The sequence below is a fragment of the Paraburkholderia ferrariae NBRC 106233 genome, assembly GCF_000685035.1.
GTDB classification, from domain to species: domain Bacteria; phylum Pseudomonadota; class Gammaproteobacteria; order Burkholderiales; family Burkholderiaceae; genus Paraburkholderia; species Paraburkholderia ferrariae.
Window position 1 is genome coordinate 20,659 of the sequence record NZ_BAYB01000027.1, and the last position, 13,219, is coordinate 33,877.

Consider the following 13,219-nt stretch of genomic DNA (forward strand, 5'->3'; position numbering starts at 1 on the left):
CACACGAGTCTAGGGAAGTCCCGCGCTTACCGACAATCAAACATTCGGCCGCCGCTATGCCAAACCGGAATACCGGCGCAAGCCTTGCCCAGCAACGGTTTCAGACCGTCTGGGCGAACCCCGCGGCCGGCTCCTGGCGCTCCGCCCCGGCCGCTTCGCGCAGGCATTCGACGAAGGCACGGCACGCCGCGCTCTGCTCCTTGTTCGAGCGCACCGAGTAGCCGATGGTGCCGAACGAGCCCGTTTCCGGCAGGTCGAGAATGCGCAGCAGGCCCGCGTCGGCGAACTGGCGCGCCGCCACGCGCGGCATCAGCGCCACGCGCGGGGTTTCCAGCAGCAGGCCGATATTGGTGAGAAGCGAGAGCGATTCGACGATATCGGTGGGCAGCGGCAGGTCTGCCGCGCGGAACAGATGCTCGGCGGCAAGCCGGGCCGGCGAATCGGGCGTGGGCAGGATCCACGGCGAATTCACGAGGTCGGCGAGATGCTGCACCTCACCGGGCACGCCCGCCTCGCTGCGCCCGCCCACCACCACGCAAAGCGATTCGTCGAAGAGCGGCTCGTGCGTGAGCGGAAACGCGCTCGCAATCGGCAGTTCGCGCTCGGGCAGGCGCCCCACCACGATATCCACGTCGCCCGTGGCGAGCGCCGGGAACAGGTGCGCGGGCGTGCCTTCGCGCACCGTCACGAGCACGTTGGGCGTGCGCGCCTTGAGCCTCGCGATGGCGAGCGGCAAAAGCCGCGCCGAAGCCGAAATCAGCGTGCCGACGATCACATGCCCGCTCGTGCCGAGGCGAAAATCGTTGAGCTCGTCGGTCATGTAGCGCAGTTCCGCCATCAGCGACTTCACGCGCTGGCCGAGCAGCAGCCCCAGTTCCGTGGGCACCACGCCGCGATTGGAGCGCTGGAAAAGCTCGCCGTCGAAGCACGATTCGAGTTCGTGGATCACCTTCGTCACGGCGGGCTGCGTGAGCCGCATTTCGTTGGCGGCGCGCACGACCGAGCGCGTTTCCAGCACGCGCTCGAAGATCATCAGTTGGCTGAGTTTCAGCCGGCGGATCAGGGAGATCTCGCTCAGGGGGTTCACTGGCATGGCTGGCTTTTTATCACGCGCGGGCACAGTGGATAACCGCGGCCCGCGTCAAAATACGCCCATCATTTTCGAGAGCTCCGTCACATAGTAACCGTAGCGCGGGTCGTTGCGGGTTTCGTCGGGGTCGCGCGGGCGCGGCAGATCGATCGGCACGTCGTGCAGCACGCGCCCGGGGCGCGGCGACATCACGATCACGCGGTCCGACAGGAACACGGCCTCGTGAATGCTGTGCGTGACGAGCAGCACCGTGAGCGTGCTCTGCTGCCAGATGCGCAGCAGTTCGACGTTCAGGCGGTCGCGCGTGAGCGCATCGAGCGCGCCGAACGGCTCGTCCATCAGCATCACGCGCGGTTCGAGCAGCAGTATCTGGCCGATCGACGCGCGCTGGCGCATGCCGCCCGAGAGTTCGTGCGGATAGCGGTCCACGAACTGCCCGAGGCCGAGCGTTTCGATGAGCGCGGGCAGGCGCGCTTCCACCTGTTCGCGCGGCAGGTTGCGCAGCTTCGCGCCGAGCCGGATGTTCGCGCCCACCGTGAGCCAGGGGAGCATGTTGCTCGTCTGGAACACCACGCCGATATCGTCCAGCGGCTGGTCCACGTTCGCGCCGCCCACGCGGATGCGCCCCGCGTCGCACGGCGCGAGGCCCGCGACCATGCGCAACAGCGTGCTCTTGCCGCAGCCGCTCGGCCCGAGGATCGAGACGAACTCGCGCTGGCCGACCTTGAGGGTGACGTCGTCGAGCGCGTCGAACGCACCCGCGCCGCCGCGCGCCGCGAAGCGCTTGCCGGCGCGCTCGATGTCGATCAACGCCGCCGCCTCGACCGAAGCGGGCGAGGCGAGCGGATGAACCGTGGCGCCCGCGGCGCGCACGCGCGCCTCCTGGCGCATAAGCTTGACGCGTGCCATCAGACCGTGACTCCTCTCCACCAGACCGCGCGCGACACCAGATCGACGGCGCCGTAGAACGCCATCGCCAGCACGGTCACCATCAGGATCGCCGCGAACGACAGCGGCGTTTCGGCATTCGACGTTGCGAACACGATCAGGTGCCCGAGCCCGTCCTCGGAGCCGATGAACTCGCCGACGATGGCGCCGATCACCGCGAGCGGCATGGCGATCTTCAAGCCGTCGATGAGCGCGGGCAGCGCGGCGGGCAGGCGCAGATACCAGAAGGTGCGCGCGGGCGAGGCGCGCAGCGCGCGAAAGTGCTCGTCGAGATTGCGCGGCACGCTGGCGAGTCCGCCCATCGTCGCGATCACGATGGGAAAGAACGCGAACAGCACGGCGGCCGCGAGCTTCGAGGCGAAGCCGTAGCCGAACCAGACGATCAGGAGCGGCGCAAGCGCGATCTTCGGCATGCTTTGCAGCGCCGTCACGAGGGGTAGCAGCGTGCGCCGCGCCACCGACGAAAAGCTCGCCGCAAGACCCGCGGCGAGGCCGCCCGCAAGCGCGAGCGCGAAACCGGCCAGCACTTCCCAGGCGGTGGTGAGCGTATCGGAGACGAGCTGCGCACGCATGGCCCAGCCGGCTTCGAGCACGGCGGAAAGCGGCGGCAGCACGTAGTCGCGCACGCCGAACACGCGCACGCCGAACTCCCATACGAGCCCGACCGCGACCCAGAACAGGACCGTTTCGATCAGTCGTTTCATCAGGACTCCGATTTTATTGATCACTCTCTTCGGGTTTTCCGTCGCCCGACTTCTGCGCGACAAGGTGCGGCGGAGGCGGCACCACGAAACGCGCGAAGCGGTACTGGTCGAACGATTCGATGGTGCGCTCCCAGACCTGCGGCTCGTACGGATCGTGTTCGCCGATCTGCGTCATTTCGCAGTAGATCTCGACGTTGTTGCCGTCCGGGTCCTTGAACACGAGGAACAGGTTGTTGCCCGGACCGTGGCGGCCAATCCCCCGCACGATCTCCACGCCATGCTCCTGCAGCACCTTCACGGAGCGCTCCATTTCCTCGTAGCTTTCCACGAGATACGAGAAATGTTCGAGGCCGGGGCGCGTGTAGCGCGGCAGGTCGTTGAAGTCGGCCGAGTCTTTCGGCAGTTGGGAAAGCGCGAGATCGTGGTGATCCGCGCCGGCGCGCAGGAACACCATCTGGTCGCCGATCCAGTCGGAAACCTTCAGGCCCAGCACTTCGGTGTAAAACTGCGCGGAACGGTGGATGTCCCGCACCATCAGCACCATGTGTCCGAGCCTCCTGGGACGCAAGCTGTTCATTGCCACTCTCCTTCCTGTACCCGCGCACGGCGCGGGCCGTTGTCGATTGCTTATTGCACGAAGCGGTTCGTGTAGATGTCGCCGGCCTTCACCTTGCCGCCGAGGCCGAACGCGCGCGACACGAAGGCCGCCGTCGCGTCGAGCCGCTCGGGGCGCAGCCAGCCCATGGGGTGCTGCGCGGGGTCGTCGGTAATCAGCACGTTGGTTTCCTGGATCTGCTGCAGCAGGATCGTGCGGTCGAGCATGGGGTATTGCGCGGCGATGGCGTCGGCGGCGTCCTGCGGATGGTCGTGCATCAGCGCATAACCGCGGTACGTTGCCGCCACGAAGCGCTTCACCACGTCGGGGTGCTGCGCGGCGAAGGCGTCCGTGGTCACGAGGCCGCTGCCCATCATGTCGAGGCCGAAGTCGCGATAGAACACCTTGCCGAGATGCTGCCCCGCACGCTGCGCGAAGGCGGCCTGCACCGGCAGGCTCGCGCCTTCCCAGCACTCCGAAAGATCGATGCGCTTTTGCAGCAGCGCCGTGTTGATCACGGCGGGATCGAGCCGCACGAGCTTGATGGCGTCCGGCGCCATGCCGTTCTGCTTCAGCCACTCGGGCACGATGTTCTGCACGGCGGAGGCGTTGCCGCCGCCCAGCGTGAGACCCGCGAGGTCCTTGAGCGAATTCACCTTGAAACCGGGCCGCTCCAGATAGCAGATCGCGCCGGGCCAGCGCGTGTTGACCGCGCCGACGAGCACCACATGGCCGCCGTGCGCGCGGTTCAGCATCACGCTCACCGGGTCGCCGTAGCCGAATTCGAAGAGCCCTTCATCGATTTCGTTGACGGTGCGCTGGCCGCCATAGCCGCGCATGACCGAGACATCGAGGCCGGCTTCGCGGTAGTAGCCCTTCGAAAGCGCCAGCAGGATGCCGCCCGTGCTGCCCTGCGGCAGCCAGGCCAGGTTTACGCGCACCTTCACCGGCGCCGCCGTGGCGGCCTGTGCCTGCGCCGGCACGGCCGCGCTCAACGCCACGAGCGCGAACCCCAGCGCCGCAGCCAGCCCGCACACCCGCGAACGCCCCCATGCCCCTACCCGCTCAAACATGTCTTCCTCCGTCTGTGATTGCCCGGCCCGCTGCAGCGGCGCTTGCGGCGCCCTTAGCCGCGCACGAGGGGATTCTCGATCGAGCCGATGCCGTCGATCGACGCCACCATCACGTCGCCCGGCTTCAGATAGATGCCGCGCCCCATGCCGACACCCGTAGGCGTGCCGGTGGCGATCACGTCGCCGGGCTGCAGCGTCAGGATCGACGAGAGGTAGTGAATCTGCTCGGCAATGCTGAAGATCATCTCGGACGTGCTGCCGTCCTGCATGGTCTCGCCGTTCACGGCAAGGCGCAGGCGCAGGTTCTGCGGCTCGGCGATGCACGCACGCGGCACGAGCCACGGGCCAAAAGGACCGAAGGTATCGAAACTCTTGCCGCGAAACCAGTCGTGTTTGAACGGATAGTCGGTGCGGCGGTTGAGGTCGCGGGCGCTCACGTCGTTGAGCACCGTGTAGCCCGCCACGTGGTCGAAGGCGTTTTCCGGCGCGATATGGCGCCCGCCCCGGCCGATCACCACGGCCAGCTCCACCTCCCAGTCCACGCGCTCGGCGTGGGCGGGCATCACCACGTCGGCGAGCGTCGGCACCACGCTCGTTTCCGCTTTCATGAACATATAGGGCGTGCTTTCCTCGCGCGGCGCGAGTTCGGTGCCCATTTCGCGCGCGTGCTCGTAGTAGTTCGAGGCCGCAGCGAAAATCCGGCGCGGCGCGAACGGCACGTGCAGCCGGTAGCCTTCGAGCGGCGCCACGCCAGCCGTGCCCGCGGCAACGGCCGCCGCGGCCTGCGCCAGCCCCGCGACCGCCGCGTCGCCCTCGGCGGGCCAGCGGGCCATGAGCGCGTCCAGCCCGAGCGGCGCCTGTGCGCCGCCCGTGCGTTCGAGCAGGGCCTGCGCGTCGTACAGCGCGCCCTCCACGGCCAGCCCGGTCGCCACCCGGCCGTCCTGTTCATACGTTGCGATTGCAAACCAGATCACTTGTGTCCTCACTCTTGTCTTTCTCGATCCTGGGGGCTGCGCGTGGGTCCGCGCAATTCGTATACAATCATGACTCAGTGTATTTTTTTATACATTCAGGTATACACCAATCGGGAAAAAAGGGGCCACTGCGTACACTGGGCCAATCCGGCACACCGCAGGCGGCCGGATGCATTGAGCCGCCCGGTGGGCTGGCGCATAATGTCCCCGGCTGCTGGGACCTGCTGGGACCTGCTGGGACCGTTTCCGGCCCGTGCCGCCCGCTCCGGGCGGCCTAAACGACGACCCGACGACAGATCGACGACCGATACGATGACGACGCTCTCCTCCAAGATCTACCGCCTGCTGTCCGACGAGATCATCGACGGCACGCTCGAGCCCGGCCAGAAGCTCGAAGAAGCCGCGCTCGCCGAGCGTTTCAACGCTTCGCGCACGCCGATCCGCGAAGCGCTGCGCGAGCTGGCCGCGCGCGGCATGGTGGAGCTCACCCCGCGCAAGGGCGTGGTGGTCGCCCAGTTCAGCCTTGCCGAGCTGGCCGACATGCTCGAAGCCATGTGCGAGCTGGAGGCGCTGTGCTGCCGCCTGAGCGCGCAGCGCATGAGCCTCGTCGAGAAAAAGCAGCTGGAAGAACTCGAAACCGAGATGAACGCGGCAATCGCGAGCGGCGACGAACCCGGCTACTTCGAGCTGAACCGCGAATTCCACGAACTGATCTGCAAGGGCGCGCAAAGCAAGTCGCTCGCCTCGATCATCGCCGTGCAGCGCCAGCGGCTCGCGGGCTTTCGCGCGGCGCAGCCCGCCACGCCCTCGCGCTTCGAAGCGGCCACGGACGAGCACCGCGAGATCGTGGCCGCCATCCTCGATTCGAACCCCGAACGGGCCTACAACGCGATGCGCGACCACACCGCGCGGCTTTCCATCGTCGTGCTGGGGCGCCTGAAGCGGCAGCGCAGCGAGCGCGAAAGCGCCTGATTTCACCCGCCGGCCTGGGCGAGCCCGGGCATGGCGAACCCCAGCGCCTCCAGTTGCGCCAGCAACGTGCTCGCCGCGAGCGCGCCGAACGGCACGAGCGGCGGGCGCACGCGCGCCCAGCCGGCATGCCGCGTGTGCTGCGCCACCACGGCCTTGAGCGCCGGAATCAACGGATGCGCCTGTAACGCGAGACGGATCGTCGAAACCTGATCGACCCAGGTCGTGCGCGCCTCCAGCGTCGTCGCGGCGAGCAGGCTCGCAATCGCGCCGGGCTGCAGGTTCGCCGTCGCCGAAATACAGCCCGCCGCGCCCAGCGGCAAGCCCAGCCCCAGCAACGCCTCCGAAGCCGGAAACACCTTGAAGCCGGGAAAGCGCGCCAGCAGCCCGGCCGTGTTGCTCCAGTCGCCCGAACTGTCCTTGATGCCCACCACCGTGTGCGGATACGCGTTGGTCAGCCGCTCGATCAGCGCGGGCGTGATCGGCACGCCGGTGAGCTGCGGGATGTGATAGAGCAGCACGCGCAGATCCGCGGAGCCCACTGCCTCGATCACCGCCGAGTAATACGCGTAAAGCCCCTCGTCGCTCACGCCCTTGTAGTAGAACGGCGGTAGCATCAGCACGCCTGCGCAGCGGGCCGCGGCGGCATGGCGCGTCAGCTCGATCGCGTCGGGCAGCGCGCACGCGCCGGTGCCGGGCAGCAGCTGGCCTGGGTCGATATCCGCGGCGATCACCCTATCGAGCACGGCGCGGCGTTCGGCCAGCGTGAGCGAGTTCGCCTCGCTATTGGTGCCGAAGAGCGCGAGGCCCGCGCCCTGCCCCACGAGCCAGCGGCAGAACGTAACGAGACGCGGCGTATCGACCGAAAAATCGGCATTGAACGGCGTGACGACGGGCGCGAACACGCGCGGCACGTCGAAGGCGGCCTTGCGAAAAGCAGACATGCAGTTCTCCTGAGGATTCAGTCCGGGCGGTCGTTCAGCCGCGGCTCATGCGCGGAAGAAGTCGAGCATGGCCTCGCCGAGCAGCGTTTCGCCGGAATCGAAATGGGCCACTACCGAGGTGTGGTTGTGCCGCAGCATCTGCATGAAGCGCGGCGGCCGCGCGGGATGGCCGTCGCGCTGGCGCTCCCGCGCCACGCGCTCGAAGAAGGCCGCGCCGTAGGCGTCGAGCCAGGGGTTCTCGTATTCGGCCACGACGATCATGAGCGGCACGCCGATGCGTTGCGCGAACGCGAGCGGCGAACGCTCGGCGTAGCGCGTTTCGTCGGCGCCGAAGTAGGCGCGCACGCCCGCTGCGTTCGGGTTGTCGGGCAGCGCGTCGGCCACGAGGCGCGCGCTGATCAGCACGGCGCCCGCTGCTTTTTCCGCTACATGTCCCGCTGCTTGCCCCACCACCGACCCTGCCCGATGCGCGGCCAGCAACGGGTCGCCCAGACACGCCGCCACGTGCGCCCCACCCGCCGAATGGCCCACCAGAAAGATCCGCCGCGCGTCGCCGCCATAAGCGCCCGCGTGCGCGTGCGCCCAGGCGAGCGCCGCGGCCACGTCTTCGCCCCCCGCCGGATACGGCGCCTCGGGCGCAAGCCGGTATTCCACGTTGATCGCCACGCAGCCCTGGCGCGCGAACCAGCGCGGCACGTTGTCGTAGATGAGGCCGTTGACGCTCTTGCGCCCGCGCACGAACGCGCCGCCATGCACGAAGAGCACCACGTCGGCCCCGCCGCGGGCGCGCGTCGCCGCATGCGCGAACACGTCGAGGCGCTGGCGCTCGTGCGGCCCGTACGGGATGTCGCGCGTGACCTCGCAGCCGGTATCGGCCGCCGCCGCCGCGGCGACGAGCGGCGAATACGCCTCGATCACCAGATCGCGGTGCGCGTTGATATCGCTGCCCCAGCGCGGCCCGATCTGCGCGAAGCGCTCCCGCATGGTCGCGGACAGATTTCCCAACGGTTCTTGCACAGCCTGCATCCCTCGTCTCCGTGCTTCGCCACCGGCGCGCCTTGCTCAAACCGCACCGACCCGCCAACGAGACATATTCTGGTATATAAATTCTCGTTTGTGTATACACAATATCTACGTAGTATACCGGATGAAGTTTTGCGCCGATTTGAGCCACAGTCGCGCAACCCCATTCCCCGCGGCACACGCCGCCATCTTTCGAGGACTTTCATGGACAAGCTTCGTCACATCGCCCTTTCCGTCGAGGATCCGGAGGCCGCCGCGCAGTTCTTCGAGCAGGCTTTCGGCATGCGCCGCGCAGGCAAGGCCATGCGCGGCATCTATATGACGGACGGCACGATGAACGTGGCCCTGCTCAACTTCAAGGACGAGACGGTGCCGGGCTACGCCGGCCTGAAGGACGTGCGCGGCGTGATCCATTTCGGCATGTGGGTGGACGACGTGGATGCCACGGCGGCGCGCGTGGCGGCGGCCGGCGGCACCTACCTCACCGGGCGCCACGAGCAGGACCCGAACGTGTTCTACGAGGTGAAATACCGCATGCCGGATGGCACCGTGTTCGATATCACGCAGAACGGCTGGAAGGGCGCGGTGAAGGAAGTCGTGCCGTCGGCCGACGCGGACGGCGCCCAGTCATGAGCCTGCCGCGCACCGCCGGCGGGCCGCCCGGCGTGCTGGCCCTGATCCCGCTGCCCGAGGCAACGCTCGCCGCCCTGCGGCGCGACTACGCGCTCGACTACCGGCCCGACGGCAGCTGGCCCGAAGCCGCTGCCGCCGCCACGGTGCGGGCCGTGGTGACGAACGGCTCCACGGGCCTCGACCGCGCGCGCATGGCGGCGCTGCCGTCGCTCGAAATCGTGAGCGCGTTCGGCGCGGGCTATGAAAACGTGGATGTCGCGGCGGCGGCCGCGCGCGGCATCGTCGTCACGCACGCGCCCGGCACGAATGCGGCCACCGTGGCGGACCACGCGCTCGGCCTCATGCTCGCGCTCGCGCGCGGCTACGCGCCGCTCACGCGCGCCGTGCAGCAAGGGGACTGGCATGGCGCGCGCGGCGCCCGGCCCACGCTCGCGGGTGCGGCGCTCGGCATCGTCGGCATGGGGCGCATCGGGCGCCTGATCGCGGCGCGCGCCGGGGGATTCGACATGACGATCGGCTATCACAGCCGCTCGCCGCACGAGGACGCTCCGGGAACGCACTACGCCGACCTCGTGCCGCTTGCGCAGCGCAGCGACTTTCTCGTGCTCGCCTGCCAGGGCGGCCCGGCCACGCGGCATCTGGCGAATCGCGCCGTGCTGCGCGCACTCGGCCCGCAAGGCTATGTCGTCAATGTCTCGCGCGGCTCCGTGCTCGATACCGGCGCGCTGCTCGACGCGTTGCACGCCGGCGAGATTGCAGGCGCGGGCCTCGACGTGATCGAGGACGAACCCGCCGTGCCCGCCGCGCTGTTCGCGCATCCCGACGTGCTGGTCACGCCGCACATGGCGGGCCGCTCGCCCGCGGCGTGGCTCGCCCAGCGCGACGCGCTGCTGGCCAGCTTCGCGCAGCACTTTGGCGGCGAACGCGTGACGCGAGCCGTAGCGGTCTGAACCAGGGTCAACCCGCTATAACCAAAATGGCTGTTTGTATAAAAAAATAATGCTACGAATTCATTTTTTTCCGTAAGTATAATTTTAACCAGTTTGTGTATACACGATCGATGCGGTACGCAAACGGAAGCATACGGGAAGCGCCCCGCGAGCCAGAGCGCGGGACGCACAAGCCGACGCAGCGCATCGACACCCTTGGTCAGCGAAGCACGGTTGGGGTATCGGGTCATGCAGGGGCCCTGGCCGAACGCTTCGCTAACGTGCGCACCCAACGACTTTTAGCGCCTTCTGGCGCCCGCGCACGCAAAGAACGACAATTATCAGGAGATCGAATGAAGAAGAAGGTAATCGCGGCGGGTGCGGCGCTGTGCGCCTGCGCCGGCGCCCACGCGCAAACGAGCCTGTGGCTGTCTGGCTGGGTCGATATGAACATCGAGCACCTGATTTCGTCGGGCTCCGGCGGCAACCCGTGGCGCATGTCGAGCGGCGGCCTCAACAACTCGCGCTTCAACATGAGCGGCGTGGAGGACCTGGGCGGCGGCAACAAGGCGCTCTTCACGATCGAGCCGATGTTCAGCGCGAACAACGGCGAACAGTCCACGCAGTTCCGCCAGTCGTACGTGGGGCTCAAGGGCAACTGGGGCGAGCTCACGTTCGGCCGCCAGTTCACGCCTTCGTACTGGATTGCCGGCTACGCCGACCCGAGCTGGGCCGCCGACTTCAGTATGGTGGACGACATGCAGTTCTTCTACGCGTCGTACCGCGTGGACAACGCCATCGAATACAAGTCGCCCACCTTCTACGGTTTCACCGGCCGCGTGATGATCACCACCGGCGTGGGCGACGGCACGCGCGCGGGGCGCTTCCTCAGCACCGGCGTCGATTACCGCAACGGTCCCATTTTCCTCGGCGCCGTGAGCGAATTGCAGTACACCCGCGACATCTACAACGCCGCCGAAATCCACTCGTCGCGCGACAACTACTTCTCCGCGGTGTATCGCTTCGGCGGCTTCGAGCCCACGGCGATCTATCACACCTACAACGGCTACTACGCCTACCCGCCCTACGTCGCGTTCAACGCGCAGGGCTGGGACGTGCAACTGGGCGCGCGCTGGAACATCGACGGCATCAATCGCGTGTTCGTGAGCGTCGTGCACCGTCACGACGACAACAACACGGAGCTCGGCACCGCAACGGGCGCCGTGGCGGGCTACATGTACGCGCTGTCGAAGCGCACGGACCTGTACACCACGTTTGCGCACGTCTGGAACAGGAAAAACGTGGCCGTCCCGTATCCGGTCACGTTCCAGGAGTACCCGAATGCCGGCCAGAGCCCCACGGGCTTCCAGATCGGCATTCGGCACGGATTCTGAAAACAAGGAGGCAGCACATGCTTGAACAGCAACACCGATATCTGAAGACGAAGCTCGCCAAAGGCTCGGCGCTGGCATTTCTCGTCGCCGCGGCCGCCACGCTGGCCGTGGGCGCGCAAGCGGCCGCAGCCGACGACGCCGCAGCCAGCGCCGCGGCATCGAGCCCTGCAGCCGCGACGGGTACACCCGGCACGCCCGGCGAGCCGAAGGTGCAGGACCCCTACCTCGCGGGCTGGCTGCGCCTCACGCCGGACCGCAGTCCCAAGCCGCTCAAGCCGGGCGTGGACTACGGCATGGACCCGGCAACGGGCAAGTTCGTGTGGCCGAAGGCAACGCCCGAAGTGCACCAGGGCCAGCGCTTCCCCGGCGAGCTGACCACGTGGGACAAGAACAGCTACACGAAGAACGTGAAGGTGCTGGCGTTCTATCCCGGTGTCGATTCGCCCTTCCACGCCTGGAACAACATCGCCGACTTCGACGGCCACCGCTACCTCTACATCCACGACCGCGACTACCTGCGCATCATGGATGTGACCGACCCCGCCAACGGCAAGGTGGTCTATTCGCGCGGCGGCGTGTGGGGCCCGAAGGGTTCGAGCGAGCCGTTCGATCCGAACAACGTTCACGACTACCTGGGCGGCGCCACCATCGCGTGGAGCAAGAAGCTCGGCAAGCCGGTGCTGGTGGCCTCGTTCGAGATCGGCCGCTATGGCCTCATGACCGAGAAGATCGACCAGCCCGACAAGGTGGCCGCGCAGCGCCACTACAACTCGCTCAAGGGCTTCCGCGTGTACGAGATGGACGGCCCGCTGCCGGGCCAGTGGAAGCTGCTCGCCACCCGCACCACCGACTACAGGCACCCGGACGCGCCCATCGGCCAGCAGCAAGGCTCCGGTTCGCTCGACGCGCCCGAGTACTACGGCGGCAAGTACATGATCGTGTCGTCGGCCCCCGACGACAGCTACGCGCTCACCGAATACCCGAACTACCTGTACTCGCCGGGCTACCAGGTGTGGGACATGTCGGACCCGGCCAATCCGGTGTTCCTCACGCAGATCTCGGTACCGGGCCAGATCCTCGGCAACAAGGAAGATGAGGATGCCTATCTGATGAATCCGCGCGCGGGCAACCGCACGTCGTGGATGGGCTCGCGCAATCCGATCTTCCTGCCGAGGCCGCTCGAGAACGGCGGCAAGATCGGCTTCGGCGCGATGGGCGGACTCGGCTTCTACTCGTTCGACCTCACGAATCCGGCAAAGCCGAAGATCCTCGGCAACGTGAACACGCCGCCGAGCTACGCGGGCACCGAGTTCGACAACGCCGACGTGAGCCAGTACGCGCGCACCGGCTACGTGCTCACCAACGGCTATCCGATGAACCGCGACTGCTACGAGCCGTTCAAGGATATCTACGTGATCGACGCGCGCGATCCTTCGCACCTGAAAGTGGCGACCACCCTGCCGCGCCCCGAAGTGCCCAAAGGCGCGCCGTTCACGGACTTCTGCCAGCGCGGCGGCAACTTCGGCCCGAAGCGCGCCAACGCAATCGGCCAGCCGGGTACGTGGCGCCAGGGCATCGTGCCGTATTCGTTCTATAACGCGGGCGTGCAGATCTTCGACGTGAAAGATCCCGCGCACCCGAAGATCGCCGGCTATTTCGTGCCGGCGCTCGCGGACGAATCGCAACTGCCGTCGTACACGCTGGGCAAGGGGGTGTTCGCGATCTACACCGAGTATGACCGCAACATCATCTGGGCCTTCACCGAAAACGGTGCCTACGCGCTCTCCACGCCGCTGCTGGGCGCGCCGGTGACGGGCATGCCGGCCAAGCCCTGGCCGCCGCGGTAAGCACCTTCGTTGCGATAGTCGAAGTCATGGCAACGGCGCGGGCGTCTCGTTTTCGGGCCGCACGCGCCGTTTAGTGCGTCAGGATGCGCTGGATGC

At 67.3% G+C, this 13,219-nt stretch carries 13 protein-coding genes; 5 read left to right on the forward strand and 8 right to left on the reverse strand.

The features are described from left to right. Window positions 1-100: 100 nt before the first annotated feature. Genes BFE01S_RS40150 through BFE01S_RS25500 form a run of 6 tightly spaced genes read right to left on the reverse strand, consistent with a single transcriptional unit; the run spans window position 101 to window position 5,384 of the window. A complete protein-coding gene (locus BFE01S_RS40150; RefSeq protein ID WP_042338542.1) occupies window positions 101-1,093 on the reverse strand; it encodes a LysR family transcriptional regulator in 993 nt (330 codons plus the stop codon). A 48-nt stretch (window positions 1,094-1,141) separates the two neighbouring features. Beyond that, a complete protein-coding gene (locus tag BFE01S_RS25480; RefSeq protein WP_028227937.1) occupies window positions 1,142-1,999 on the reverse strand; it encodes an ABC transporter ATP-binding protein in 858 nt (285 codons plus the stop codon). Continuing rightward, window positions 1,999-2,742, reverse strand: a complete 744-nt coding sequence (locus BFE01S_RS25485; protein ID WP_028227938.1) for an ABC transporter permease — start codon at window positions 2,740-2,742, stop codon at window positions 1,999-2,001. Before BFE01S_RS25485 ends, BFE01S_RS25480 begins: the two co-directional genes overlap by 1 nt. Before the next feature lie 13 nt (window positions 2,743-2,755). Then, window positions 2,756-3,319 carry a VOC family protein gene (locus tag BFE01S_RS40155; RefSeq protein WP_042338544.1) on the reverse strand — a complete coding sequence of 188 codons (564 nt, stop codon included), beginning with the start codon at window positions 3,317-3,319 and terminating at the stop codon, window positions 2,756-2,758. Between the two features lie 50 nt (window positions 3,320-3,369). Continuing rightward, complete coding sequence (locus tag BFE01S_RS25495; protein ID WP_084170148.1) at window positions 3,370-4,410, reverse strand: ABC transporter substrate-binding protein; 1,041 nt, start codon at window positions 4,408-4,410, stop codon at window positions 3,370-3,372. A gap of 53 nt (window positions 4,411-4,463) precedes the next feature. After that, window positions 4,464-5,384 carry a fumarylacetoacetate hydrolase family protein gene (locus tag BFE01S_RS25500; protein WP_028227940.1) on the reverse strand — a complete coding sequence of 307 codons (921 nt, stop codon included), beginning with the start codon at window positions 5,382-5,384 and terminating at the stop codon, window positions 4,464-4,466. 312 nt (window positions 5,385-5,696) lie between these two features. Between BFE01S_RS25500 and BFE01S_RS25505 the strand changes: the two genes are divergently transcribed. Next, window positions 5,697-6,356 carry a GntR family transcriptional regulator gene (locus BFE01S_RS25505; RefSeq protein ID WP_028227941.1) on the forward strand — a complete coding sequence of 220 codons (660 nt, stop codon included), beginning with the start codon at window positions 5,697-5,699 and terminating at the stop codon, window positions 6,354-6,356. A gap of 2 nt (window positions 6,357-6,358) precedes the next feature. Here BFE01S_RS25505 and BFE01S_RS25510 read toward each other — a convergent pair whose 3' ends face one another. Further along, entirely contained in the window at window positions 6,359-7,297 is a 939-nt protein-coding gene (locus BFE01S_RS25510; protein ID WP_042338545.1) for a dihydrodipicolinate synthase family protein, read from the reverse strand. Between the two features lie 45 nt (window positions 7,298-7,342). Further along, window positions 7,343-8,323, reverse strand: coding sequence for an alpha/beta hydrolase (locus BFE01S_RS25515; RefSeq protein ID WP_028227943.1), 981 nt, complete (start codon window positions 8,321-8,323; stop codon window positions 7,343-7,345). 201 nt (window positions 8,324-8,524) lie between these two features. On the opposite strand from BFE01S_RS25515, the gene BFE01S_RS25520 reads away from it, so the two are divergent. The 4 genes from BFE01S_RS25520 (at window position 8,525) to BFE01S_RS25535 (ending at window position 13,123) form a co-directional block, all read left to right on the forward strand. Next, window positions 8,525-8,953: a VOC family protein gene (locus tag BFE01S_RS25520; protein ID WP_028227944.1), complete on the forward strand. Its 429-nt coding sequence runs from the start codon at window positions 8,525-8,527 to the stop codon at window positions 8,951-8,953. Next, entirely contained in the window at window positions 8,950-9,903 is a 954-nt protein-coding gene (locus tag BFE01S_RS40160) for a 2-hydroxyacid dehydrogenase (protein WP_042338547.1), read from the forward strand. The genes BFE01S_RS25520 and BFE01S_RS40160 overlap by 4 nt, the downstream gene beginning before the upstream one ends. A 332-nt stretch (window positions 9,904-10,235) precedes the next feature. Further along, the gene (locus BFE01S_RS25530; protein ID WP_028227945.1) at window positions 10,236-11,276 is read left to right on the forward strand and encodes a porin; all 1,041 of its coding nucleotides are present in this window, start codon (window positions 10,236-10,238) and stop codon (window positions 11,274-11,276) included. Between the two features lie 17 nt (window positions 11,277-11,293). Further along, complete coding sequence (locus tag BFE01S_RS25535) at window positions 11,294-13,123, forward strand: LVIVD repeat-containing protein (protein WP_042338549.1); 1,830 nt, start codon at window positions 11,294-11,296, stop codon at window positions 13,121-13,123. Window positions 13,124-13,219: the final 96 nt, after the last annotated feature.

What these genes read in the sequence shown, in the direction of transcription:
- BFE01S_RS25495 (WP_084170148.1), bottom strand. Translation starts at nt 4,410, where the DNA reads ATGTTTGAGCGGGTAGGGGCATGGGGGCGTTCGCGGGTGTGCGGGCTG.
- BFE01S_RS25510 (WP_042338545.1), bottom strand. Translation starts at nt 7,297, where the DNA reads ATGTCTGCTTTTCGCAAGGCCGCCTTCGACGTGCCGCGCGTGTTCGCG.
- BFE01S_RS25535 (WP_042338549.1), top strand. Translation starts at nt 11,294, where the DNA reads ATGCTTGAACAGCAACACCGATATCTGAAGACGAAGCTCGCCAAAGGC.
- BFE01S_RS40150 (WP_042338542.1), bottom strand. Translation starts at nt 1,093, where the DNA reads ATGCCAGTGAACCCCCTGAGCGAGATCTCCCTGATCCGCCGGCTGAAA.
- BFE01S_RS25515 (WP_028227943.1), bottom strand. Translation starts at nt 8,323, where the DNA reads ATGCAGGCTGTGCAAGAACCGTTGGGAAATCTGTCCGCGACCATGCGG.
- BFE01S_RS25480 (WP_028227937.1), bottom strand. Translation starts at nt 1,999, where the DNA reads ATGGCACGCGTCAAGCTTATGCGCCAGGAGGCGCGCGTGCGCGCCGCG.
- BFE01S_RS40160 (WP_042338547.1), top strand. Translation starts at nt 8,950, where the DNA reads ATGAGCCTGCCGCGCACCGCCGGCGGGCCGCCCGGCGTGCTGGCCCTG.
- BFE01S_RS25530 (WP_028227945.1), top strand. Translation starts at nt 10,236, where the DNA reads ATGAAGAAGAAGGTAATCGCGGCGGGTGCGGCGCTGTGCGCCTGCGCC.
- BFE01S_RS25505 (WP_028227941.1), top strand. Translation starts at nt 5,697, where the DNA reads ATGACGACGCTCTCCTCCAAGATCTACCGCCTGCTGTCCGACGAGATC.
- BFE01S_RS40155 (WP_042338544.1), bottom strand. Translation starts at nt 3,319, where the DNA reads ATGAACAGCTTGCGTCCCAGGAGGCTCGGACACATGGTGCTGATGGTG.
- BFE01S_RS25520 (WP_028227944.1), top strand. Translation starts at nt 8,525, where the DNA reads ATGGACAAGCTTCGTCACATCGCCCTTTCCGTCGAGGATCCGGAGGCC.
- BFE01S_RS25485 (WP_028227938.1), bottom strand. Translation starts at nt 2,742, where the DNA reads ATGAAACGACTGATCGAAACGGTCCTGTTCTGGGTCGCGGTCGGGCTC.